Origin of the sequence: Streptomyces sp. NPDC057617 (assembly GCF_042800555.1) — a bacterium.
Taxonomy (GTDB): Bacteria; Actinomycetota; Actinomycetes; order Streptomycetales; family Streptomycetaceae; genus Streptomyces.
Map to the genome: position 1 here is coordinate 112889 of NZ_JBHVGV010000015.1, position 22902 is coordinate 135790.

Annotated in this window: 17 protein-coding genes; 11 read left to right on the forward strand and 6 right to left on the reverse strand. The window is 71.8% G+C overall.

The annotated features are described in order from the left end of the window. Nucleotides 1-68: 68 nt before the first annotated feature. Both ACFU9P_RS30315 and ACFU9P_RS30320 read left to right on the forward strand, forming a co-directional pair. On the forward strand, nucleotides 69-1022 hold the full coding sequence (locus ACFU9P_RS30315) for a pirin family protein (RefSeq protein ID WP_376386362.1): 954 nt from the start codon (nucleotides 69-71) through the stop codon (nucleotides 1020-1022). Between the two features lie 332 nt (nucleotides 1023-1354). Continuing rightward, a complete protein-coding gene (locus tag ACFU9P_RS30320; RefSeq protein ID WP_384086943.1) occupies nucleotides 1355-2392 on the forward strand; it encodes an AI-2E family transporter in 1038 nt (345 codons plus the stop codon). 24 nt (nucleotides 2393-2416) lie between these two features. Here ACFU9P_RS30320 and ACFU9P_RS30325 read toward each other — a convergent pair whose 3' ends face one another. Continuing rightward, a complete protein-coding gene (locus ACFU9P_RS30325; protein ID WP_384086946.1) occupies nucleotides 2417-4660 on the reverse strand; it encodes a SpoIIE family protein phosphatase in 2244 nt (747 codons plus the stop codon). 194 nt (nucleotides 4661-4854) lie between these two features. On the opposite strand from ACFU9P_RS30325, the gene aspS reads away from it, so the two are divergent. The 4 genes from aspS to ACFU9P_RS30345 all read left to right on the forward strand — a co-directional run bounded on the left by aspS (nucleotide 4855) and on the right by ACFU9P_RS30345 (nucleotide 9177). Then, entirely contained in the window at nucleotides 4855-6627 is a 1773-nt protein-coding gene (gene aspS / locus ACFU9P_RS30330) for an aspartate--tRNA ligase (protein WP_376384583.1), read from the forward strand. A 181-nt stretch (nucleotides 6628-6808) separates the two neighbouring features. Continuing rightward, the gene (locus ACFU9P_RS30335) at nucleotides 6809-7318 is read left to right on the forward strand and encodes a SigE family RNA polymerase sigma factor (protein WP_384086949.1); all 510 of its coding nucleotides are present in this window, start codon (nucleotides 6809-6811) and stop codon (nucleotides 7316-7318) included. Then, on the forward strand, nucleotides 7311-8321 hold the full coding sequence (locus ACFU9P_RS30340; protein WP_384086952.1) for a hypothetical protein: 1011 nt from the start codon (nucleotides 7311-7313) through the stop codon (nucleotides 8319-8321). The genes ACFU9P_RS30335 and ACFU9P_RS30340 overlap by 8 nt, the downstream gene beginning before the upstream one ends. Nucleotides 8322-8334: 13 nt before the next feature. Continuing rightward, a complete protein-coding gene (locus tag ACFU9P_RS30345) occupies nucleotides 8335-9177 on the forward strand; it encodes a L,D-transpeptidase family protein (protein ID WP_376384592.1) in 843 nt (280 codons plus the stop codon). A 131-nt stretch (nucleotides 9178-9308) separates the two neighbouring features. Here the strand turns inward: ACFU9P_RS30345 and metG are convergent, their stop codons facing one another. Beyond that, nucleotides 9309-11024: a methionine--tRNA ligase gene (metG, locus tag ACFU9P_RS30350; protein ID WP_384086955.1), complete on the reverse strand. Its 1716-nt coding sequence runs from the start codon at nucleotides 11022-11024 to the stop codon at nucleotides 9309-9311. A 261-nt stretch (nucleotides 11025-11285) separates the two neighbouring features. Here metG and ACFU9P_RS30355 point away from each other — a divergent pair, with 261 nt between their 5' ends. Both ACFU9P_RS30355 and ACFU9P_RS30360 read left to right on the forward strand, forming a co-directional pair. Next, nucleotides 11286-11939, forward strand: a complete 654-nt coding sequence (locus ACFU9P_RS30355; protein ID WP_217311120.1) for a response regulator transcription factor — start codon at nucleotides 11286-11288, stop codon at nucleotides 11937-11939. Nucleotides 11940-12028: 89 nt separating this feature from the next. Beyond that, complete coding sequence (locus ACFU9P_RS30360; protein ID WP_384087062.1) at nucleotides 12029-13228, forward strand: sensor histidine kinase; 1200 nt, start codon at nucleotides 12029-12031, stop codon at nucleotides 13226-13228. A 42-nt stretch (nucleotides 13229-13270) separates the two neighbouring features. Here the strand turns inward: ACFU9P_RS30360 and ACFU9P_RS30365 are convergent, their stop codons facing one another. Further along, nucleotides 13271-15553 carry a VWA domain-containing protein gene (locus ACFU9P_RS30365; protein ID WP_384086959.1) on the reverse strand — a complete coding sequence of 761 codons (2283 nt, stop codon included), beginning with the start codon at nucleotides 15551-15553 and terminating at the stop codon, nucleotides 13271-13273. Nucleotides 15554-15993: 440 nt separating this feature from the next. Between ACFU9P_RS30365 and ACFU9P_RS30370 the strand changes: the two genes are divergently transcribed. Continuing rightward, nucleotides 15994-18051, forward strand: a complete 2058-nt coding sequence (locus ACFU9P_RS30370) for a PhoX family protein (protein WP_384086962.1) — start codon at nucleotides 15994-15996, stop codon at nucleotides 18049-18051. A gap of 213 nt (nucleotides 18052-18264) precedes the next feature. Here the strand turns inward: ACFU9P_RS30370 and ACFU9P_RS30375 are convergent, their stop codons facing one another. Together ACFU9P_RS30375 and ACFU9P_RS30380 are read right to left on the reverse strand one after the other, a co-directional pair. Then, nucleotides 18265-19320, reverse strand: a complete 1056-nt coding sequence (locus tag ACFU9P_RS30375; protein ID WP_384086965.1) for a hypothetical protein — start codon at nucleotides 19318-19320, stop codon at nucleotides 18265-18267. Between the two features lie 45 nt (nucleotides 19321-19365). Further along, on the reverse strand, nucleotides 19366-20841 hold the full coding sequence (locus ACFU9P_RS30380) for an APC family permease (protein ID WP_384086967.1): 1476 nt from the start codon (nucleotides 20839-20841) through the stop codon (nucleotides 19366-19368). 260 nt (nucleotides 20842-21101) lie between these two features. Between ACFU9P_RS30380 and ACFU9P_RS30385 the strand changes: the two genes are divergently transcribed. Next, nucleotides 21102-21512 (forward strand): RNA-binding S4 domain-containing protein, encoded by a 411-nt coding sequence (locus ACFU9P_RS30385; protein ID WP_376384611.1) that lies wholly within the window; start codon nucleotides 21102-21104, stop codon nucleotides 21510-21512. Nucleotides 21513-21731: 219 nt separating this feature from the next. Beyond that, entirely contained in the window at nucleotides 21732-22166 is a 435-nt protein-coding gene (locus ACFU9P_RS30390) for an ATP-binding protein (RefSeq protein ID WP_376384614.1), read from the forward strand. A gap of 147 nt (nucleotides 22167-22313) precedes the next feature. Here the strand turns inward: ACFU9P_RS30390 and ACFU9P_RS30395 are convergent, their stop codons facing one another. Continuing rightward, complete coding sequence (locus ACFU9P_RS30395) at nucleotides 22314-22874, reverse strand: hypothetical protein (protein ID WP_384086970.1); 561 nt, start codon at nucleotides 22872-22874, stop codon at nucleotides 22314-22316. Nucleotides 22875-22902 lie beyond the last annotated feature (28 nt).

The following is a 22902-nucleotide window of genomic DNA, read 5'->3' on the forward strand; positions in this document are numbered from 1 at the left end:
ATGAAGTGGGCCTTGCTGGATGTTCACCGTTCAACTAAATTGAGGCGTGACAAACCGAGGAGGCCCTCATGCCCGCAGTGACCGTCGACAACCCGCTGACCCTGCCCAGGGTGGCGGCCCCGGCCGACGCCGTGGCCCGTCCCGTGCTCGCCGTCACGACCGCGCCCAGTGGGTTCGAGGGCGAGGGCTTTCCGGTGCGGCGCGCGTTCGCGGGGATCGACTACAAGTACCTCGACCCGTTCATCATGATGGACCAGATGGGCGAGGTGGAGTACGCGCCGGGGGAGCCCAAGGGGACCCCGTGGCACCCGCACCGCGGCTTCGAGACCGTCACGTATCTGATCGACGGAACCTTCGTCCACCAGGACAGCAACGGTGGCGGCGGGACCATCCAGAACGGTGACACGCAGTGGATGACGGCGGGCTCGGGCCTGCTGCACATCGAGGCGCCGCCGGAGTCGCTGGTGATGTCGGGCGGGCTGTTCCACGGGCTCCAGCTCTGGGTGAACCTGCCGGCGTCCGACAAGATGATGGACCCGCGGTACCAGGACATCCGCGGCGGCCAGGTGCAGTTGCTGACATCGCCGGACGGGGGCGCGCTGCTGCGGGTGATCGCGGGCGAGCTGGACGGGCACGAGGGGCCCGGCATCACGCACACCCCGATCACGATGATCCACGCGACGCTGCGGCCGGGGGCGGAGGTGACGCTGCCGTGGCGGGAGGACTTCAACGCGCTGGCGTATGTGCTGGCGGGGCGCGGTACGGCAGGAGCCGGGCGGCGTCCGGTCCGCATGGGGCAGACGGCGGTGTTCGGCGCGGGCGGCACGCTGACGGTACGGGCGGACGAGTCCCAGGACTCGCACACGCCGGACCTGGAGGTGGTGCTGCTGGGAGGGCGGCCGATACGTGAGCCGATGGCGCACTACGGCCCGTTCGTGATGAACAGCGAGGCGGAGCTGAGGCAGGCCTTCGACGACTTCCAGGCCGGCCGCCTGGGCACAATCCCGGTCCCCCACGCGTAACGCCCCCGCGGGCCGGGACTTTTCCCACCCACCCGCCCTTGAAATGTGTGGGGGGACGATGTCCCCCCACACCCCCCACCGCCCGCGGCAGCTTCGCGCCGCGGGCGGAGACGTACATGGGCGCGGCCCCCGTACCCCCTCGCCCGGTGGCACGGCAGCTTCGCGCCGAGGGCGGACATGCACGGGGGCGCGGCCGCCCCGCCCCCCAACCGCCGTGGCGGCAGCTTCGCGCCGGGGCCGCCACCGCGGCTACGCCCCCTGCGTCGGACGGCGTAACCCCGGAGGACAGGCGTGGTGGGGCGTGGTCGGGTGGGAGGGTGACTGGGGGTTCTTTGACGTCCTTGCTGCCCGAGGGGGTTCGGCGTCTGGCCGCGTGGTGTGCGGTGGCGCTGGCCGTCTCCGGGGTCGGAGCCGTGGGCATCTGGCTGACCATCACCTTCAAGACCGCCGTCACCCCCGTACTGCTCGCCATCCTCGGCACCGCCCTGCTCGGCCCGCTCTTCCGGCGGCTCCTCGCCATGCGGCTCAACCGGTCGGTCGCCGCCGGGCTCACCTGTGTCGCCGTCGTGGCGGTCGTCGGCGGGGCCGGGTACATCGTCGTCAGCGCGCTCGTCGACAGCGGCGACCAGATCGTCTCCTCGCTCAAGCAGGCCGCCAAGGACCTCACCAAGCACTTCGGCGCCGCCGGCACCTCGCTCAACGACGTCGCGTCCAACGCCAAGTCCCTGCTCGGCAAGTTCGGCGCGACCGCCGCCACCGGTGTGCTCACCGGGATCAGCGTCGTCGGCGAGCTGATCGCCACCGGCGTGCTCGCGCTGCTGCTGATGTTCTTCTTCCTGCGGGACTCGCACAAGGCTGTCGACTCGCTGCGGTCCTTCGCCCCGAGCGAGACCGGGGAGACCGTCGAGGCCATGGCGCGCCGCGCGTTCGAGGCCGTCGAGGGCTTCATGCGCGGCACCACCGTGATCGCCCTCATCGACGCCGTCTGCATCACCGTCGGCCTGCTGTTCCTCCAGGTGCCCGGCGCGGTCGGGCTGGGCGCGCTGGTCTTCGTCGGCGCGTACATCCCGTACCTCGGCGCCTTCCTCTCCGGCGCCGTCGCCGTGCTGGTCGCGCTCGCGGACCGCGGCTGGGTGACCGGGCTCTGGGCGCTGGGGGTGGTGCTCGCCGTGCAGGTGCTGGAAGGGCATGTGCTCCAGCCGATGATCCAGAGCCGTACGGTCCAGATGCACCCGGCCGTCGTGATACTCGCCATCACCGCGGGCGCCAGCGTCGCCGGGATCCTGGGCATGCTGCTCGCCGTACCGCTGACGGCCGCCGCGTTCGGGGTGATCTCCGAGCTGCGCACCCGCTACGGTCCGGCCGCGTAGGCATTGCCCAGGCTCGGGCACGACTCAGCCGGCCTCCCCGTCCCCCGCCTCCCGCTCGTACAGCTCGAACCAGATCGACTTCCCGTCGCCCCGCGGGTCCACCCCCCACGCGTCCGCCAGCATCTCCATCAGCAGCAGCCCGCGCCCGCTGGACGCCAGCTCCCCGGGGCGCCTGCGGTGCGGCAGTTCGTCGCTGGTGTCCGCGACCTCGACCCGCAGCCGCCGCCTCCCGGGCTCGCCGGTCGCCTCGGCCAGCAGCAGGGCGTCGTTGTCAGTGTGGACGAGTACGTTGGTGAGCATCTCGGAGACCATCAGCTCCGCCGAGTCGACCTGCTCGCCGTCCGCCCAGTCGTGCAGCAGATCGCGCACCTGCCGCCGCACCCCGGCGATGCGCTCCGGCTCGGCCTGCGCGATGGTCAGCGCGGTGCGCCGTACGGTGCCGCGCGCGGTGGGTACGGGCGTACGGTCCCGGGAGAGCAGCAGCAGCGCTATGTCGTCCTCGCGCCGGTCCGCGAGCGGCCCGGTCGTGTAGTGCGAGGTCGGACCGTGCACGGCCTGGACGAGCGCGTCGGCGAGCTTCTCCAGGGACTCGCCGCTGTACTCCTCCAGTACCGGCCGCAGCCGCGCCCAGCCGGTTGCCATGTCGTGCCCGCCGGTCTCGATCAGTCCGTCCGTGCACAGCATCAGCGTCTCGCCGGGCTCCAGGCTCAGCCGGGTCGTCGGATAGTCGGAGTCGGCCTCGATGCCGAGCGGCAGCCCGCCCGCGGTCGGCCGGATCACCGCCGTGCCGTCGGTCGCGCGGATCACCGGATCGGGATGGCCGGCGCGGGCGATGTCGAGGGTGCCGGCCTCGGGGTCGACCTCCAGATAGAGGCAGGTCGCGAAGCGCGGACCGCCGGCGGGGTATTCGTCGGACGTCATGGCGGCGCCGTCCGTGCCGGGCCCCTGGTAGTGCTGGAGCCCGGCCAGGAAGCGCGAGGCCCGCGACAGCACCGCGTCGGGCCTGTGCCCCTCCGAGGCGTACGCGCGCAGCGCGATCCTGAGCTGTCCCATCAGCCCGGCCGCCCGCACGTCATGCCCCTGGACATCCCCGATGACCAGCGCGAACCGCCCGCCGGTCCACTCCTCGCCGCTCCACTCGCCGGCGGCCCGGCCCGCGCCGCCCCGGCCCGCGCTGCCGTGCCCGTCCGCCCCCGGTGCTCCGCTGCCGCCCGGCAGCGGGATCATGTCGTACCAGTCGCCGCCGATCTGCAGCCCGCCCCCGGTCGGCACATACCGCGCCGCCACCGTCATCCCCGGGATCTCCGGCCCCAGCGTCGGCATCATCGTGCGCTGGAGCCCGAGCGACAGCTCCCGCTCCGTCTCGGCGATACCCGCGCGCGCCAGCGCCTGCGCCAGCATCCGCGCCACCGTCGTCAGCACCGACCGCTCGTCGGGCGAGAACGCCACCCGGTGCTTGAACGCGGCCATCCAGGTGCCCATCGTCCTGCCCGCCACCACCAGCGGCAGAAACGCCCAGGAGTGCCGCTGGAAGTGCTTCACATAACGCCAGGTGGCCGGGTAGCGCGTCTCGTACGCCTCGGGCGTCGGCAGATAGATGGCCCGGCCGGTCCGTACCACCTCGGCCGCCGGATAGTCCGTGTCCACCGTCATGCCCTGGAACGGGTCCATGTCCACCGCGGCCTGCCCATGGTGGCCCACGATCGTCAGCCTCTCGCCCGAGACCCCGTACACCGCGAGCCCGTCCGGCGAGAACCCCGGCATGGACAGCGACGCGGCGACCCGCAGCACCTCGGCGGTCGAGCGCGCCTCGGCCAGCGCGCGCCCGGCGTCCAGCAGGAAGGCCTCGCGGGAGCGGCGCCAGTCGCCGGTGATCGAGGTGCCCTCGACGGTGGTGCCGGGCCGTACCTCCGCGACCTCCTGGAGCGTGCCGTACAGCTCGATGTACGGACGGTCCCCGGGCTCCGGCCGCGTACACGTCTTGGCCCGGGCCCGAACGGTACGGACCACCCTGCCGTTCTCGTCCATGATCCGCAGCCGGGCCTCGGCGAGCGTGCCCTCGGCGATGGCGAGATTGACGATGCCGTCGATCTCGTTCCAGTCGACGGGGTGGAAGCGGGCACGGACCGCCGAGGCCGTCAGGACCGCGGCCTCCGGGCCGAGACCGAGCAGCCGGGCCGCCTCGGCGTCGAGGGTGACCTGCCCGGACGCGTTGTCCCAGCTCCACAGGCCGGTCGCGATCGCGGCCAGGACATCCTCGGTGCGCATTGCCCCACTTTATGAATATCTGCGGAGCAAAAGCCAGCGAGGGGGCAAAAGCCAGTGAGGGGCCCAGCGCCCGGGCGGTAACCTGTTCTGCTGTACGACCCGGCGCGGTCTGCTGTACGACTCAACGCGGCCGGACCCCGCGACGCGGCCGGCACCCGGCCAACCCCGACTTGCTAAGACTGGATGAAACGACGATGCATCGGTACAGGTCCCACACCTGCGGCGAGCTCCGCGCCTCTGACGTCGGCACCGGCGTCCGGCTGAGCGGCTGGCTGCACAATCGCCGAGACCTGGGCGGCATCCTCTTCATCGATCTGCGTGACCACTACGGCCTGGTCCAGCTCGTCGCCCGCCCCGGCACCGCCGCCAACGAGGAGCTGTCCAAGCTCACCAAGGAGACCGTCGTCCGGATCGACGGCACCGTCTCCGCGCGCGGCGAGGAGAACGTCAACCCGGACCTGCCGACCGGTGAGATCGAGATCGAGGTCTCCGAGGTCGAGGTGCTGGGCGCGGCCGGACCGCTGCCGTTCACGATCAACACCGAGGACGGTGTCAACGAGGAGCGGCGCCTCGAATACCGCTTCCTCGACCTGCGCCGCGAGCGCATGCACCGCAACATCATGCTGCGTACGGCCGTCATCTCGGCCATCCGGCACAAGATGACCGCGCTCGGCTTCAACGAGATGGCCACCCCGATCCTCACCGCGACCTCCCCCGAGGGCGCCCGTGACTTCGTCGTGCCGTCCCGGCTCAACCCCGGCAAGTTCTACGCGCTGCCGCAGGCCCCGCAGCAGTTCAAGCAGCTCCTGATGATCTCGGGCTTCGACCGCTACTTCCAGATCGCGCCCTGCTTCCGCGACGAGGACGCCCGCGCCGACCGCTCGCCCGGCGAGTTCTACCAGCTCGATGTCGAGATGAGCTTCGTCGAGCAGGAGGATGTCTTCCGGCCGGTCGAGAAGCTGATGACCGAGCTGTTCGAGGAGTTCGGCGGCGGCCGCCATGTCACCTCGCCGTTCCCGCGCATCCCGTTCCGCGAGTCGATGCTGAAGTACGGCAACGACAAGCCGGACCTGCGGGCCACCCTGGAGCTGGCCGACATCTCCGATGTCTTCGAGGGCTCCGAGTTCAAGGCGTTCGCGGGCAAGCACGTCCGCGCGCTCCCGGTCCCGGACACCGCCGGCCAGCCGCGCAAGTTCTTCGACGGGCTCGGTGAGTTCGCCGTCGAGCACGGCGCGAAGGGCCTGGCCTGGGTACGGGTCGGCGAGGACGGCGCGCTGAGCGGCCCGATCGCCAAGTTCCTCACCGAGGAGAACGTCAAGGTCCTCACCGAGCGCCTCTCGCTCGCGCCCGGCCACGCCGTCTTCTTCGGCGCGGGCGAGTTCGACGAGGTCTCCAAGATCATGGGCGCGGTCCGCGTCGAGGCCGCGAAGCGCGCCGGCCACTTCGAGGAGGGCGTCTTCCGGTTCTGCTGGATCGTCGACTTCCCGATGTACGAGAAGGACGAGGAGACCGGCAAGATCGACTTCTCGCACAACCCGTTCTCGATGCCCCAGGGCGGCCTCGCCGACCTGGAGACCAAGGACCCGCTGGACATCCTCGCCTGGCAGTACGACATCGTCTGCAACGGAATCGAGCTGTCCTCCGGCGCGATCAGGAACCACGAGCCCGAGGTCATGCTCAAGGCCTTCGAGATCGCGGGCTACGACCGGGAGACCGTCGAGCACGAGTTCGCGGGCATGCTCCGCGCCTTCCGGCTCGGCGCCCCGCCGCACGGCGGGATCGCCCCGGGCATCGACCGTATCGTCATGCTCCTGGCCGACGAGCCGAACATCCGCGAGACGATCGCCTTCCCGCTCAACGGCAACGCGCAGGACCTGATGATGGGCGCGCCGACCACGCTGGACGAGGCGCGGCTGCGCGAACTGCACATCGCGCTGCGCAAGCCGGTCACCAAGTCCGCGGAGTAGGCAGTTCCGTAGATACGTCGGAGGCCCGGAACCCGGTGGGGTTCCGGGCCTCTTCGCGTCTGTGCGGTTCTGTGCGCTTTCCCACAACGTGCCCACGACTTTTCGTTCCGTGGCAACCGGATCGGTCTCCCGGGGCGTTTGAGGTGCGTGGGAGAACGAACGCGATGGCAGGGGCGGGGCGATGGATCCGGGCGAGGGCGACTTCGAGGCATTCGTCGCCGCCCGGGGGCCGCGGCTGCTGCGGGTCGCCTGGCTGCTGACCGGGGACGCCCATCTCGCCGAGGACCTGCTGCAGAGCGCCCTCGCGAAGGTGTGGCCGAAGTGGCCGCGGATCGCCGGGGACCGGCCGGAGGCCTATGTACGGACGGTCCTGGTGCATCTGCACGCGTCCTGGTGGCGGCGGCGCTGGCGCGGGGAGCTGCCGTACGGGGAGGTGCCGGACGCGGCCGGGGCGGCGGACCCGTACGCCCATGTCGATCTGGAGCAGTCGCTCGCGGCGGCCGTGCGGGCGCTGCCGGTGCGGCAGCGCGCGGTGGTCGTGCTGCGGTACTTCGAGGATCTGAGCGTCGAGGACACCGCGGCGACCCTGGGCTGTTCCCCGGGCACGGTCAAGAGCCAGTCGGCGCGTGCGCTGCGCGCCCTGCGGGCCGCGCTGCCCGCCTCGGTGGCGGGCGGTGAGCGGCGTGGATGAGCCCTGGCCGGGGCGCGGGCCGGACGGTTCGGCGTACGAGCCGGGCGCGCCGGGGCAGAAGCCGGGCAGGCCCGGACCCGAGCTGAACGGTTCGGGACACGGATCGGGCAGGTCCGGCCACGAGCCGCCGGGGTCCGAGCCGGGCGGTCCGGAGCACGAGCCGCCGGCGCCTGAGCCGAGCGCGGAGGACGAGCGGGAGCTGCGGATTCTGCTGGAGCGCACCGTGCCCAGACTGCCCGCCCCCGAAGGGCTGCTCGGCCGGGTACGGGAGCGGGCCCGGCGGACCCGGCGGCGGCGCCGTACGGCAGGAGCCGCGGCGGCGGCCGTGACCGGGCTCGCGGTGGCCGGAACGGTGCTGCCCGGTCTGCTGCGCGACGTCCCAGAGCCGGCACCCCCCGCCGCCTCCGCCTCCGCCGTCCCCGGCCCGTCCGAGCCGACGGTGCCCGCGCCCGTCGACACCGCCTGGCAGGCCCCGCACGCCGGCTCCGGGGTGCGGTTCGAACGGGTGGCCGGGGTGACCCTGCGGCTGCCCGAGCGCTGGCAGGCGCTGGAGGTGCCGGACGACGGGCGGCTCAAGGTGGCGGCCCGCGGCTTCGTCTCGTCCCAGGACCTCACCCCGTACGGCCTGCCCTGCCAGGTGAAGGCGGCGGAGACCTGCCTCCCGGTGGCGGCGCTCGGGCCCGACGACGCCCTGCTCACCCTCGTCCCCATGACCTTGGACGGCCTGAAGAACAAGATCGAGCAGCCACCCGTGCTGTACGGCTCGGACAGTCCGTCCCCGGGCTGCCGCGCCATCCGGGGCACCCGGGAGTACAGCGGACTCCTCGGCGGCACTCCCGCCCCCTACACCGCCATCTCCCTCACGCTCTGTGTCCACGGCGACGCGCCGGGGACCGTCGAGGACGTGACCGCGATGGTCTCCGGCGCAGACTTCGGCAAGGGAACCGTGACAGCCCCGACGCACACGCCGACGACCGCCGAGCATCCCCCGAACGAGAAATGAAAGAGGCACGCCCATGTCCGTCCGCTCCCGCCGTCCCGCTCGCAGAGGACCACGGCCGGCCGCCCTGCCGCTGGTCACCGGTCTGCTGGCGGCCGGCCTGCTGCTCACCGGCTGCGCGGGCACCGCGGACACCGCCGACAACGCGGGGAACGCGCCGGGCGGAACGGCCGCGGGCGGCAAGGGTACGGGCAGCGCCTCCCCCGGGGCCGCCTCCCCCGGCGGGCACACCGGCCGCTCCGCGCCCGAGCCGCCGCCCGTCAAGCCCGCGGTGATCCCCGGTCTCGGCCCCGAGACCCGGTCCGAGATCCCCGAGACCAGCAACCAGGCGGTGGTGGTGACGGGCGCCGACGCGGACTCCGACCGGTCGGTCGTCACGCTCTACGAGCGCGATCCAGTCACCGGCTGGCGCCGTGTCTCCGACGAATGGCCCGCGCACAACGCCCGGGAGGGCTGGACCGACGATCACCACCAGGGCGATCTGCGCTCCCCCATCGGCGTGTTCGGGCTCACCGACGCGGGTGGCAAGCTGCCCGACCCGGGCTCGAAGCTCCCGTACGACCGGGGGCCCGCCTTCGAGGCGGAGGGCACGGGGTTCGAGGGCGAGCCGCTCACCGGGGCCTTCGACTATGTGATCGCGATCAACTACAACCGGGTGGCGGGCCGGACCCCGCTGGACTGGACCCGGCCGCTGGGCGCCGACAAGGGCGGCGGCATCTGGCTCCATGTCGACCACGGCGGACCCACCCAGGGCTGTGTCGCGGTGCCGCGCTGGCGCATGAAGGAACTGCTGCGCACGCTGGACCCGGCGAAGCGCCCGGTGGTGGTGATGGGGGACGCGGCATCGCTGAGCCTGTGACGCTGATGTCCGCCGTCCCGGGCGCGCTGCCCGTACCGTACGGGCCAGACGCGTCCGGACCGTACGTACAGGTACAGACGCCGAAGGGCCCGGGAGCCGTTGCCGCCGCTCCCGGGCCCTTCGCGTACGCCCTATGCCGCCTCGCCGCCGAAGCGCTCCTTGTACGCCGCCAGGTCATCGTCCGTGAGCTTCGCGAACAGCACCGGCGGTACGGTGAACGCCGTGCCCGCCGGGACCGACGCCAGGGCCTTCGCCTCCTCCGCCGTGACCCAGACCGCCGTGTCCTCGTCCAGTGCGAACGCCCCGCGCATCGCCCTCGCCGACGCCGGGATGAACGGCTCGGAGATCACCGCGTACAGATGGATCAGGTTCATCGCCGTACGGAGGGTCAGCGCCGCGCCCTCCTCGTCCGTCTTGATCTCCAGCCAGGGGGCCTTCTCCTCCAGATACGAGTTGCCCGCCGACCACAGCGCGCGCAGCGCCGCCGCCGCCTTGCGGAACTGGAGCGACTCCATGTGCCCCTCGTACTCGCCGAGCAGCCGCGCGATCTCCCCGCCGAGCTTCGCCTCCGCTTCCCCGGCCGCCCGGCCCGCCGGCACGGTGTCGCCGAAGCGCTTGCGCGAGAAGGACAGCACGCGGTTGACGAAGTTGCCGAGGGTGTCCGCCAGATCCTTGTTGACGGTGGCGGTGAAGTGCTCCCAGGTGAAGGACGCGTCGTCGGACTCCGGCGCGTTCGCCATCATGAAGTAGCGCCAGTAGTCGGCGGGCAGGATCTCCAGGGCGTCATGGGTGAAGACCCCGCGCCGCTGGGAGGTGGAGAACTTCCCGCCGTAGTAGTTCAGCCAGTTGAACGCCTTGATGACGTCCACGCGCTTCCACGGCGAGCGGGTCCCCAGCAGGGTCGCCGGGAACATGATGCTGTGGAACGGGACATTGTCCTTGCCCATGAACTGCGTGTAGCGGACGTCCCCTTCGGACTCCCACCACCACGAGCGCCAGTCCCGGTTCTCCGGGTCCTGGTCCGACCACTCCTTCGTCGCGCCGATGTACTCGATCGGGGCGTCGAACCAGACGTAGAAGACCTTGCCCTCGGCGGCCAGCTCCGGCCACGCGTCGGCCGGGACCGGGACGCCCCAGTCCAGGTCACGGGTGATGGCCCGGTCGTGCAGCCCTTCCGCCAGCCACTTGCGGGCGATGGAGGAGGCCAGCACCGGCCAGTTGCCGGCGCGCTCGTCGAGCCAGGTCTCCACCTCGCCGGCCAGCTTGGACTGGAGGAGGAACAGATGCTTGGTCTCGCGGACTTCGAGGTCGCTGCTGCCGCTGATCGCCGAGCGCGGCTCGATCAGATCGGTCGGGTCCAGCACACGGGTGCAGTTCTCGCACTGGTCGCCGCGGGCCTTGTCGTAACCGCAGTGCGGGCAGGTGCCGACGATATAGCGGTCGGGGAGGAAGCGGCCGTCGGTGTTCGAATACACCTGGCGGATGGCCCGCTCCTCGATAAAGCCGTTGGCCTTCAGCTCCCGGGCGATTTCCTGCGTGATGTCCCGGTTCTGCGCCGAGGAACTCCGGCCGAAGTAGTCGAACCGGAGCTGGAACCCGTCGTAGACCGCCTTCTGCGCGTCGTGCTGCTCGGCGCAGAAGGTGTCGACGGGCACGCCCGCCTCCTTCGCGGCGAGTTCGGCGGGGGTGCCGTGCTCGTCGGTCGCGCAGATGTAGAGGACGTCATGGCCGCGCTGGCGCAGATACCGGGAATAGACGTCCGCCGGGAGCATGGACCCCACCATGTTGCCCAGGTGCTTGATCCCGTTGATGTACGGAAGGGCGCTGGTGATGAGGTGTCGAGCCATTGCAGGCTGCTCCCAAGTCGCTACACGGAGTGACCGATTGGTCTACGGAATGTCAATATCGTATCCGACCCGCCCAAGGCGAGTCGCCCGGGTTTGGGGGGCGAGGCGGGGGCGGGCCGGTCGCGCCCGGGGAGGGAGAGCTTTGCGAAACACCGCGTGTTGTAGACAGGCCCATCCTGGGAGGAGACGGGCATCATGCAAAAGGCTGGGCACGGGGCGGCAGGGTACGGGGCGGCTGGGCACGAGGCGAGGGACGACAGCATGCGGGTACTGGTCGCCGAGGACGAGGAGGTCCTCGCCGAGCTGGTCGCGACCGGACTGCGGCGCGCGGGATTCGCCGTCGACACCGTGTACAGCGGGGACGCCGCCCTCGCCTATCTCGGACTGCACGACTACGACGTCGTCGTGCTCGACCGCGACCTCCCCCGGGTCCACGGCGACGACGTCGCGCGCAAGCTGGTCGCCGAGTCGTCCCGTACGCGCATCCTGATGCTGACCGCGTCCGCGTCCATGGAGGACAGGGTGGCGGGGCTCGATCTGGGTGCCGACGACTATCTCGGCAAGCCCTTCGACTTCCCCGAGCTGGTCTCCCGGGTGCGCGCCCTGCGGCGGCGCAGCGCCAGGCCCGTACCGCCGCTGCTGGAGCGGCACGGCGTACGGCTCGATTCCGTACGGCGGACCGCGTCGCGGGACGGACGGGTGCTGGATCTGTCGCCGAAGGAGTTCTCGGTGCTCCAGATCCTGCTGGAGGCGGACGGGGCGCCGGTGTCGGCGGAGGAGCTGCTGGAGCGGGCGTGGGACGCGCACGCGGACCCCTTCACCGGGGCGGTACGGGTCTGTCTCAGCAAGCTCCGCGCCAAACTCGGCGAACCGCCGCTGATCCGTACGGTGCAGGGTGTGGGATACGCACTGTGAAGACGACCGTACGTTTCCCGGGCCCGGTGCGCGGCGCGGTGCGCGGCCCGTTGCGCGGCCCAGGGTCCGGCTCGGGCTCCGGCTTCGGCATTGGCACTGGCTTTGGTATCGGCTTCGGCTCCGGGCCCGGCTCGACCATTCGTACGCGCATAGCGCTCGTCTACGGCGGGGTCTTCGTCGTCCTCGGCGGCTGTCTGCTCACCGTGGTCAATCTGCTCTCCACCGCCGGTACGCAGAACGAGGCCCAGGAGATGGCCGCCCGGGTGGTGCCCGCGCAGGTGGCGCCCGTGCTGCCCGCCTCCCCGGTGCGCGGGCTGATCAGCGAGCAGCGGATCGCGCCCGTCACCGTCTACCGGCTCACCGACAATGTCACCGACGCCGCCTCCGACGAGATGCTCTTCTGGTCGGTCGCCGCGCTGCTGGTGATGGCGGCCTGCGCGGTGGTGGTCGGCTGGTGGACGGCGGGGCGGGTGCTGCGGCCGGTGCACGCTATGACGGCCAAGGCGCGGCGGCTCTCCGAGCACAATCTCCATGAGCGGATCGGGGCGAGCGGGCCCGACGACGAGCTGAAGGAGCTGGGCGACACGCTGGACGCGCTGCTGGCGCGGCTGGAGAAGGCGTTCGACAGCCAGCGCCGGTTCATCGCGAACGCGTCGCACGAGCTGCGTACCCCGCTGGCGACACAGCGCGCCGCGATCCAGGTCGGTCTGGACGACCCGTGCTCGCCGGACGAGCTGGCCCGTACGAAACAGACCCTGCTCGACAACAACCGGCGCAGCGAGCAGCTCATCGAGGGGCTGCTGGTGCTGGCGCGCAGCGAGCGCGAGGTGGAGGACCAGGAGCTGATCGATCTGGGCGAGGCGGTGGAGGAGGAGGCGGCCCGCTTCGGCCTGGACAAGTCGGTGTCGGTCATCGACGCGGCGGTGGTACGCGGGAACCGGCTGCTGCTCGGCCAGCTCGTGGGCAATCTGCTGACGAACGCGGTGACGTACAACGTGCCGGGCTTCAAGGTGCCGGACGGGACGGGCACGGTCGACATCGAGGTCAACGGCGCTGTCCTGGTCGTACGGAACACCGGTCCCGTGGTGGCCGAGGAGGACGTCCCGGCGTTGTTCGAACCGTTCCGGCGGGGGGAGGGGCGCGACCGGATGGGCCGGGGGGCGGGTCTCGGCCTCTCCATCGTGCGCTCGATCGCGGAGGCGCACGGGGGGCGGGTGACGGCGGCGCCGGGCGGGGCGGGGGGCGGTCTGGCCGTGACGGTGAAACTGCCGCCGGCCGCGTCGGAGTGACGCGGCCGGCGGCAGGGCTTGTCCGTGGTTCTGCTTTTCGGGTCAGCTCGCCCGGGAGGCGTGCCAGGGGGTGAGCAACTCGCGGTAGAGGGTGGCGTCGGGCAGCTCGCGGGGGGCGGGGCCGGCGTGGAAGAACCCGACGTTCTTGGCGCCCGGGTCCGCGCCGAGCCTGCGGGCGAAGTCAAAGCCCTTGGCGTCCTCCTCGCCGAACGCCACGATCTGCCAGAAGACCGGCAGCTCGGCGGCGTCGGCGAACGCCTGCTCGGCGGCGCGTACGGCGTTGGGCGCCCCGTCCGTCTGGAAGATCACCAACGCGGGCCCTTCGCCCCCGGCCTTCTCGTGCAGCGCGACGACCTCTTCGACGGCGCGGTGGTAGTGGGTCCGCCCCATCCGCCCGAGGGAGCCGTGCATTTCGTCGATCTTCCCCTCGTACGAGGCGAGGTCGATGGCCCCGGTCCCGTCGATCTCGGTGGAGAAGAACACGACGGAAACGGTGGCACTGTCGTCAAGATGCGCGGCGAGCGCCAACGCCTGCTCCCCGAGGTGCTGGGCGCTCCCGTCCTTGTAATACGTCCGCATGGACCCGGACCGGTCAAGCACGAGATACACACTGGCGCGCGTGCCACCCATCCCGAGGCCGGCGAGAGCGTCCCCGGCGGCGGTGTAGCGCGCAACGAGCCCACTGGCGAGGGCGCGGACCTGAGCGAGCGCCACGGCGGGGTCGCCGGTGGCCCCGGGCCGGGGCGCTTCGGGGGCGAGGACGGCCTCCGGCTCGGCCGGAACGTCGGCCTCAGCAGCGGGCTCCGCTACGGATGCGAGCACGGGCTCGCCCGCGGCCTCCGTCGTGGGCGCGGGTACGGCCTGAACCTCGGCTTCCGGCACGAGCGTTGCCTCGGGCTCGGTGGCGAGCTGTGCCGCGGGCGCGAGCACCGGCTTCGCTTCCGGTGTCGGTACGGCCTCCGGGGCGGCGACGACCGCCGCCGGAACTCCTGCCTCCGGCAGAGGGGTTGCCTCCGCGGCGGCCTCGCCCTTGGGCTCGCCTGCAAGGGCAGGCACCAGTTCGGCGTCCGGCGCTGGTACGGGCTCCGGCTCGGTCTGCGGCTCCGGTACGGAGACGGCTGCGGCCGTAACTTCAGCCTCCGGCACGAGCGTTGCCTCCGCCTCGGTGGCGGGCGTCAGCTCGGCTGCCGGTTCCAGCGTCGGTACGGGCTGTGCCCCGGCCTCCTCGCCCGAGGCGACCGTCGCCGGAACTTCCACCTCCGGCAGGGGCGTTGCCGCGGGCTCGGTGGCGGCGGCCAAGGCGTCCGCCTCGACCGTGGGCTCCGCCACGGCCGCGAGGGCGGCCTCCGGCTCGGGGGCGGTCTCGCCCTTGGGCCCGTCTGCAAGGGCAGGCACCAGTTCGGCGTCCGGCGCTGGTACGGGCTCCGGCTCGGTCTGCGGTTCCGGTACGGAGACGGCTGCGGCCGTAACCTCGACCTCCGGCACGAGCGTTGCCTCGGGCTCGATGGCGAGGGCCGGGACCTCCGCCTCGGTGACGGTCTGTGCCCCGGCCTCCTGGCCTGAGACGACCGTCGCTGCAACTTCGGCCCCCGGCAGGGGCGTTGCTTCGGGCTCGGCGGTGGCGGTCCGGGCGTCCGCGTCGATCGTGGGCTCCGCCACGGCCGCGAGGACGGCCTCCGGCTCCGGGGCGGTCTCACCCTTGCGCTCGCCTGCAAGGGCAGGCACCAGTTCGGCGTCCGGCGCCGGCGCTGGTACGGGCTCCGGCTCGGCCTGCGGCTCCGGTACGGAGACGGCTGCGGCCGCAACTTCAGCCTCCGGCACGAGCGTTGGCTCGGGCTCCGGAACGGAGGCCCGTACGGCCGCAACCTCGGGCTCCGGCACGGGTGCTGCCTCGGCTTCGGCCGTGAGGGCGGCCTTCGGCTCGGGGACCGGTGCGGTCGCAACCTCGGCCTCAGCCGAGGGCGTTGCCCCAGGCGCGGCCACCGGCTCGGTCCGCAGGTCCGGGGTGGTCTCGCCCTTGGGCATCAGCTCGGCCTTCGGCTCCGGTACGGACGCCTCCGCCGTCGGAACTTCCGCTCCCGGCATGGGCGTTGCGTCGGCCTTCGCCTTGGGCTCGGGCTGTGCCGGGACTCGAAGGTTGTCGAAGGCCGCGGCTACCAGGTCCGCCGCCGCGGACTCGACCGGGGAGGTCGACGGCGGTGCGGGCTCGGCCTGGGCCTCGGCCGGTTCCGGCGTGCTCGTGGCCTCGACCGCCGGCTCCGCCGGCCCCGCCCCCTCCGCACGGTCGCGTCCGAACACCTTGCGCAGCAAGCTCCGAATGCCCATGGGCGAGGCCTTTCAGATCAGTTGGGTGCGGTGTCCGCCGCCGGGGACAAGGCGCATCCCTGGCCAGGGCGGATACGTAAGGTTAGCGGCCGTCCCGTTGATCCACGGCAGGGGCGGCCTCCCCCCGGCCGCGTGGCCCACGGACGGGTGATGCGCAACGGACGCGCAGTGGACCCGTGACGCACGCCCCCGGCACGCACAGAGCACGCCCCCCGCGCGCACCGCAGACGCGGGCAACGCCCGCCCCGCCCCCATCTCCCGTACCCCGCACCGCATTACCCTCCCCAGACCACCCGGTCGCCCCGCGTTCATGTTTCGTTCACCCATGCGCCGCCGCCCTGCTGGCCATCACACCTAGCGTCACGGCCGAGACATCCCGACACTGTGTCGGCCATGTCGGCGCGGGGCGCGCCGAGACACCACACTCAACGGAGGCGAAAGTGCGCAAACTGCTGCCGCTGCTCAACTCTCACCCGGGCGGACGTTCCGCTCTGACCTGTCGTTACCGCTGTGGCGACGCCTGTTTCCACGAGGTGCCCAACACCAGTGACAACGAGTACGCCGGCGACATCATCGCCGGCGCGCTGTCAAGACGTTCCATGGTGCGCGCCGCGGCCGTCGTGACCGTCGCCGCCGCCGCGGGCACCGCGGTCGTCGTGGCCGGCCCCGACAACGTCGCCTCCGCGACCCCCCTCGGCGGCAAGGGCCACGGCAACACCCCCACCCCCGACGGCGCCCGCGGCCTCCGCTTCACCCCGGTCGCCCCCAATGTCGCCGACCAGGTGACCGTCCCGTCCGGTTACAGCCAGAACGTCGTCATCCGCTGGGGCGACCCGATCCTGCGCGGCGCCCCGGCCTTCGACCCGGACCGGCAGACCGCCAAGGCGCAGGCCGGCCAGTTCGGTTACAACAACGACTTCCTGAGCCTGCTGCCCTTCAAGGGCGAGCGCGGCCGTCAGGTCCTCGTGGCCAACCACGAGTACACCGACGAGATCCTGATGTTCAAGGGCTACAACGCCGCCGCCCCCACCCGCGAGCAGGTCGAGATCGCCTGGGCCGCCCACGGTCTCTCCGTGGTCGTGGTCGAGGAGGACCGCAAGACCGGCAAGCTCACCGCCGTCACCCGGCACGAGCTGAACCGCCGCCTCACCGCCACCAGCAAGTTCGAGCTGACCGGCCCGGCCGCGGGCAGCGAGCTGCTGCGCACCTCCGCCGACCGCACCGGCAGCCGTGTCCTCGGCACGCTCAACAACTGCGCCGGCGGCACCACCCCCTGGGGCACCACACTCCACGGCGAGGAGAACTTCAACCAGTACTTCGCCAACGGCTCCAGCCCCACCGACCTGCGCTACGGCATCACCACCGGCGCCACCGAGCGCAAGTGGGAGCTGTTCGACAAGCGCTTCGACCTCAAGCAGGAGCCCAACGAGGCCCACCGCCACGGCTGGGTCGTCGAGCTGGACCCGTACGACCCCGACTCGACGCCCAAGAAGCGCACCGCCCTCGGCCGCTTCAAGCACGAGGCCGCCCAGCCCCGGCTCACCGCCGACGGCCGCCCGGTCATCTACATGGGCGACGACGAGCGCTTCGACTACCTCTACAAGTTCGTCTCGTCGAAGCGGATGAAGGAGGGCAACAGCCGCGCCGCCCACCAGCACAACCTGACCCTGCTCGACGAGGGCACGCTGTACGTCGCGAAGCTGACCGGCGACAGCCCGGCGAGCGAGTTCGACGGTACGGGCAAGCTCCCGAACGACGGCGAGTTCGACGGCTCCGGCGTCTGGATCCCGCTGGCCACCGGCGATGTCTCGCACGTCCCGGGCATGACCGCCGACGAGGTGTACGTCTTCACGCGCCTCGCGGGCGACAAGGTCGGCGCCACCAAGATGGACCGCCCGGAGGACGTCGAGCCGTCGCCGCGCAGCGGCCGTGTCTATGTCGCGCTGACCAACAACACCGACCGCGGCAAGGCCGGCAAGGAGGGCCCCACCGAGCCCAACCCCCGCAACGCCAACAAGCACGGCCACATCCTGGAGCTGGCGGAGAACTGGGACGACCCGTCGAGCGACGGCTTCGCCTGGCGCCTCTTCCTGGTCGCGGGCGACCCGACGGACCCGGCCACCTACTTCGCGGGCTTCCCCAAGGAGAAGGTCAGCCCCATTTCCTGCCCGGACAATGTCGCCTTCGACCCGCACGGCAACCTGTGGATCTCGACGGACGGCAACGCCCTCGGCACCCACGACGGTCTGTTCGGCGTGGCCACGCAGGGCGAGCGGCGCGGTGAGCTGAAGCAGTTCCTGACCGTGCCGAACGGCGCCGAGACCTGTGGCCCGGTCATCCAGGACCGCCGGGTCCTGGTCGCCGTGCAGCACCCGGGCGAGATCACCGGCGCGACCGTCGAGCAGCCCGCGAGCGCGTGGCCGGACGGACCGGGCAAGATGGTCCGCCCGTCGGTCGTGGCGGTCTGGCGCAAGGACGGCGGCGACATCGGCGTCTGAGCCGACGCGGGCGGAGGCGTACGGCGGCTGCTGTCCGGCCGCTGTCGTACGGCGGCGGCTGTACGACTGCTGTTGTACGCGCACTGCCGTACGGCCACTGAACCCGTGAACCGCTGAACCCCTGAACCCATCCGGCAAGTCGCGGGGTGGCGCCGACTCGGACCGGCGTCACCCCGCTTGCTGTTTCACCAGGCGCTCTCTCGCCGCCCGCGTTCACCGCCCGCGGCGGAACGCCACGATCTGTTCCGCCGGATCACCCGTGTACGACCACGGCACCCGCGCCGCCCGCGCCCCCATCAGCTCGAAGAGGTGCCGCGCCTCCTCGTGCAGCCCCGCGTAACAGGCCGCGTGCGTCAGATAGTTCAGCTCGCCGGTCTCCTCGGGGACCACAGGGCCGGCCGCCCGCGCCCCGATCCAGCGGTCGAAGGTACGCCGTACCTCGGTCACCGCCAGCTCGTGGTGCCAGTGCCGGCCGAAGTCCCGTACCGGACCCCGCCCCCGTACCCCCTCCGCCGCATAGCGGTACTCCTCCACCCGCGCGATCTGCACCAGCACCGGCAGCGGCGACCCGGGCGGTGCCGCGCCCGCCGCGTCCCTGGCGAAGTCGTACATCCGCCCATGGGTGCCGTGCCAGCGCGCCGAGTGGTAGCGCAGCAACTGGGTGTGCCCCTCGGTGTTGTACGGGTCGCGCCGGCGCAACTCGTCCCACCAGCGCCGCAGTTCGCCCCGGCTCACCCCGCTCTCGTACAGCCGCGCCACGGTGAGCAGTGACACCCAGGGCATCGGGTCGGCGGGACGGGCCTCGGCCGCCTGGAGGCAGATCAGTACGGTCGCGTCGAGCCGCGCCGGGTCGATCCCGACACCGCGCCCGGCGGCGATGGCCAGGCTGAAGGCCCTTACCACCTCGGTCGCCGCCCGCAGCACCGCCACATCCGGACTGTCCGGCTCCGCAGCCCGCCAGTTCTCCACGGCCGAACTCCCGGCCGCGGCATGCGAGAGCAGCCGTATCCGGTGGGTACGGCGCGGCCAGTCGTCGCCGGTGGCGCGCAGCAGATCGCGTACGCCCTGCCAGCGGCCGATGACGATGTCCTGCCGCGCCTCGGTCAGCGGCCGGTCCCCGAAGTCCGGGTCGAATTCGGGTGCGCTCTTCCGTCCCGAGGACCGCCCGGAAGAACGCCCCGAGGACCGTCCGGAGGACTGGTCGGGGGACCGGTCGGAGGACCCGCCCCGGGACCGGCCCCGGGCGGCGCGGTGCCGGGCTTCCGCCATGACGACCTCCCCCTCTTCCCGCTTCCCGCTGTTCCTGCCGCGCCCTCAGAAGTCCGTGGCCAGCGCCTCACCCGTCCGCACCGGCCCGTCGGCGCCCGGGCCGCCGTACGCCTCGCCGTCGTCCGGCGCGCGCGAGGCGTCCAGCCGCGCCGGCCGGTAGTACGAGCTGCCCCGCAGCCAGTACCAGACCATCGGCACCAGCCCCGCGGCCAGCCCGCCGATCCCGATCGTGACCGCCACCGCGGTCAGCTCGCTCAGCGACTCGTAGAACATCCAGAACATGAACAGCGCGCCCAGCAGCGGCCAGAGCCCGGCCAGCACGAAGTCCCGTACCGAACGCAGCAGGACCTTGCGGTACGCGACGACGGCCGCGATGCCCGCCAGCCCGTAGTACACACAGATCTGCAGCGAGATCGCGGTCACCGCGTCGGAGATGATCTCGGTGACCGAGCCCAGCGCGGAGGCCGCCGCCAGCATCCCGAGCGCCACGACACCGACCACGGCGATCGCCACCCACGGCGTGTTCCAGGTGCGGTGCACGGTGCCGAGCGCGCGGGGCATCGTACGGTCGCGGCCCATCGCGAACAGCGAGCGCGTCACCTGGATCAGGGTGGTCTCCAGGGTCGCGATGGTCGACATCATCACCGCCACGATCAGCAGCTTGCCGCCGATGCCCGGCCAGATCTCCTCGCCCAGCACCCCCAGCACATTAGCGCTGCCCGCCTGGATCTGGTCGGCGGTCAGGATGACATTGACGGCGATGGTGAACGCCTCGAAGAGCAGGAAGACGATGCCCATGCCGATCAGGGCGGCCAGCCCGGCGGTCCTGCGGCTGTTGCGGGTCTCCTCGCTGAGATTGCTGGTGACGTCCCAGCCCCAGTAGTAGAACGCGGCGACGAGCGCCCCGGCCGCGAACCCGGACGTCCCGTCGAAGTGGCCGAACCCCAGCCACGACCAGTCGAAGGCCTGCGCCGAGCCGTTGTGGACGACGGCCGCCAGCACGAACAGCAGGAGTACGGCCAGCTCCACCCCGGTGAGCAGGAGCTGTGCCCGTACGGTGAGCCGCGCGCCGCCCAGCACCACCAGCAGCATGACCAGGAACCAGCCCGCCCCGACCAGCAGCGCCAGCTCCGTGTCGACGGCCAGCGCCGGGTCGAACAGCGCGAGCGTCATCGCACCGGCGGGCAGCGACCCGGCGACCATGAAGATCGTCGCGGAGACCACCAGCGCCCAGCCGGAGAGAAAGCCCAGGGCCGGGTGGAGCGTACGGCCCACCCAGGAGTAGGCGGCGCCCGCGTGGGCGTCGAGCCGGCCGAGCCGGCTGTAGGCCAGCACGATGCCCAGCATGGGTATTGCGCAGTACAGCAGCGCGGCGGGGCTGGCCAGACCGACGGCGCTGACGAGGACCGCGGTGGTGGCGGTGATCGAATACGCCGGCGCGCTGCCCGCGACCGCCATGACCACGGTGTCGAAGGTGCCGAGGACATTGGGCTGGAGACCCCTGCCCGGGTTGTTGCGCATGGCGTTCTCTGCTTCCGGAGCGATGTCCTTGTGTGGCACGACATGTGCCGGCATTTCAGAAACAGACTCCCCGTCCGGAGACATGTCTCCGTTCTCCGTAAAGGGAGATCGAGCGCATCGTAGTCGCCGGTATGAGGAGTGATGCCACAGTTGCGTTGCGGAGTTGTTTCGGTCGGGGCTGCGGCCGTGGCGGCGGGAGAAGACGGTCCGGGAGTGAATATCGCTGGGGGCGGGGGCCGTGGCGCGCTTACCCTCGATGTATGGCTTCTGTGGTTTCCGGAGGTACGGGTACGGGCGAGGCGTCGGGCGACGGGGCCGTACGCGTCGACAGCTGGATCTGGTCCGTACGGCTCACCAAGACGCGCTCCCAGGCGGCGTCCGCCTGCCGCGCCGGGCACGTGCGGGTCAACGGCGAGCGGGTCAAGCCCGCGTACTCCGTGAAGCCCGGCGACGAGATCCGGCTGCGGCACGCGGGGCGCGAGCGGATCGTGGTGGTGTCGCGGACCGTACGGAAACGGGTGGGCGCGCCGGTGGCGGTGGAGTGCTACGTGGACAACAGCCCGCCGCCCCCGCCGCGCGAGTTCACCGTGCCGGTCGCGCTGCGTGACCGGGGGACGGGCCGGCCGACCAAGCGCGAACGGCGCGATCTGGACCGGCTGCACGGGCACTGAGCGGCGGTCGGGGGCCGGGAGGGGCGCGGGAGGGACACCAGGGCCTGGGCCGGGGCCCGGGAGGCATTACCCCCAGAGATGAATTCTCGGTGCCCCGCGCGCGTAACGGCCCTTGTCCGCAAGGCGGTTGCGGGGTGCGGCCGAGGTCCGTGAGCAACTCCGTTCAGTCATCACCGTTGTACGGAAAGTAAAATCCGTACTTCAGGGAAGGTCCTTCCCATGAACCTCGACGGTGAGCAGCTCGACCAGTACGACCATCGCAACCAGCGCGATCGGTACGTCACCTTCCGCCTCCCCAGTCACCCGCGCAGTGTGGGCCGCGCGCGCGAGGCTCTGCACGCGCATTTCGATCTGCCGGAGGAGCCCGGCGAGACGGCGGCGCTCCTGCTGTCGGAACTCGTCACCAACGCGCTGCGCCACGGCAGCCCGCCGGGACGGGAGATCGCCGTCACCCTGCTCCGGGTGGACGGGCTGTTGAAGATGGAGGTCGAGGACGCGGGCGATCTGCTGCCCCGGCCACGGGATCCGGGTCTGGACGACGAGTGCGGCCGGGGGCTGGCGCTGGTGGCCGTGCTGTCCGACGACTGGGGGGTGGCGCCACGGCGGGGACCGGGGAAGCGGGTGTGGCTCACGCTGAAGGTCCCTGACAGGTAGGCGGGGCGGGGGCATTGGGCCGGGCGGCCGGGGCGGGTCCGGGGCGGACGCGTACGTACGCGTATACGGGGACAGCGGTCGGGCCACTGTTCCCGTATACGCGTACGTTCGTTGGTCGGTGTTTGCTGGGGGTCTTGCTTCGGTCGGTCAGAACCTGTTGCCGCCGGGTCCGCCGCCGGCCGCTCCCGCGCCCGGTCCCGCACCCGAGCCCACGCCCGGACCGGTCTCGGCTCCCGCCCCGGCTCCGCCGGCTCCCGCGCCCGACCCCGCTCCGGACCAGAATCCGCCGCGGTCAGTGGCCAGCGCCCAGATGACCCACGCGGCCAGCGCGATGCCGATCACCGCCCAGACGGGCTGGTACGGCAGGTACATGAACTGCGAGACGAGGAGCAGCGCGGCGACCGCGATACCCGCGTACCGCGCCGGCCGGATGCGCATCAGAATCGCCAGCCCCACCAGGGCGACCAGGATTCCGAGGGCCACATGCAGCCACCCCCAGGAGCTGAGGTTGAAGTCGTAGGCGTAGCCGGTGACGCGGTTGAGGATCCGGTCCTTTCTGATGGCCGCTACGCCCTGAAGTATGGCTGTCGCCCCCATGACCACCATGAGCACACCGGCGAAGAAACTACCTCCGACGGCCCAGGCGGCCTTTCTCTCCGTATGGGCTCCGGTGCCCGCTCCGTATCCGGTGCCGGCCGCGGTGCCCATGCCCATTCCAGTGCCTGCGCCTGTGCCC

Excerpts from the sequence above, each read along its gene's own strand:
- ACFU9P_RS30390 (WP_376384614.1), top strand. The coding sequence starts at position 21,732 with ATGAACCTCGACGGTGAGCAGCTCGACCAGTACGACCATCGCAACCAG.
- ACFU9P_RS30355 (WP_217311120.1), top strand. The coding sequence starts at position 11,286 with ATGCGGGTACTGGTCGCCGAGGACGAGGAGGTCCTCGCCGAGCTGGTC.
- ACFU9P_RS30335 (WP_384086949.1), top strand. The coding sequence starts at position 6,809 with ATGGATCCGGGCGAGGGCGACTTCGAGGCATTCGTCGCCGCCCGGGGG.
- aspS (WP_376384583.1), top strand. The coding sequence starts at position 4,855 with ATGCATCGGTACAGGTCCCACACCTGCGGCGAGCTCCGCGCCTCTGAC.
- ACFU9P_RS30375 (WP_384086965.1), bottom strand. The coding sequence starts at position 19,320 with ATGGCGGAAGCCCGGCACCGCGCCGCCCGGGGCCGGTCCCGGGGCGGG.
- ACFU9P_RS30365 (WP_384086959.1), bottom strand. The coding sequence starts at position 15,553 with ATGGGCATTCGGAGCTTGCTGCGCAAGGTGTTCGGACGCGACCGTGCG.
- metG (WP_384086955.1), bottom strand. The coding sequence starts at position 11,024 with ATGGCTCGACACCTCATCACCAGCGCCCTTCCGTACATCAACGGGATC.
- ACFU9P_RS30380 (WP_384086967.1), bottom strand. The coding sequence starts at position 20,841 with ATGCGCAACAACCCGGGCAGGGGTCTCCAGCCCAATGTCCTCGGCACC.
- ACFU9P_RS30385 (WP_376384611.1), top strand. The coding sequence starts at position 21,102 with ATGGCTTCTGTGGTTTCCGGAGGTACGGGTACGGGCGAGGCGTCGGGC.
- ACFU9P_RS30395 (WP_384086970.1), bottom strand. The coding sequence starts at position 22,874 with ATGGGCACCGCGGCCGGCACCGGATACGGAGCGGGCACCGGAGCCCAT.
- ACFU9P_RS30315 (WP_376386362.1), top strand. The coding sequence starts at position 69 with ATGCCCGCAGTGACCGTCGACAACCCGCTGACCCTGCCCAGGGTGGCG.
- ACFU9P_RS30325 (WP_384086946.1), bottom strand. The coding sequence starts at position 4,660 with ATGCGCACCGAGGATGTCCTGGCCGCGATCGCGACCGGCCTGTGGAGC.
- ACFU9P_RS30345 (WP_376384592.1), top strand. The coding sequence starts at position 8,335 with ATGTCCGTCCGCTCCCGCCGTCCCGCTCGCAGAGGACCACGGCCGGCC.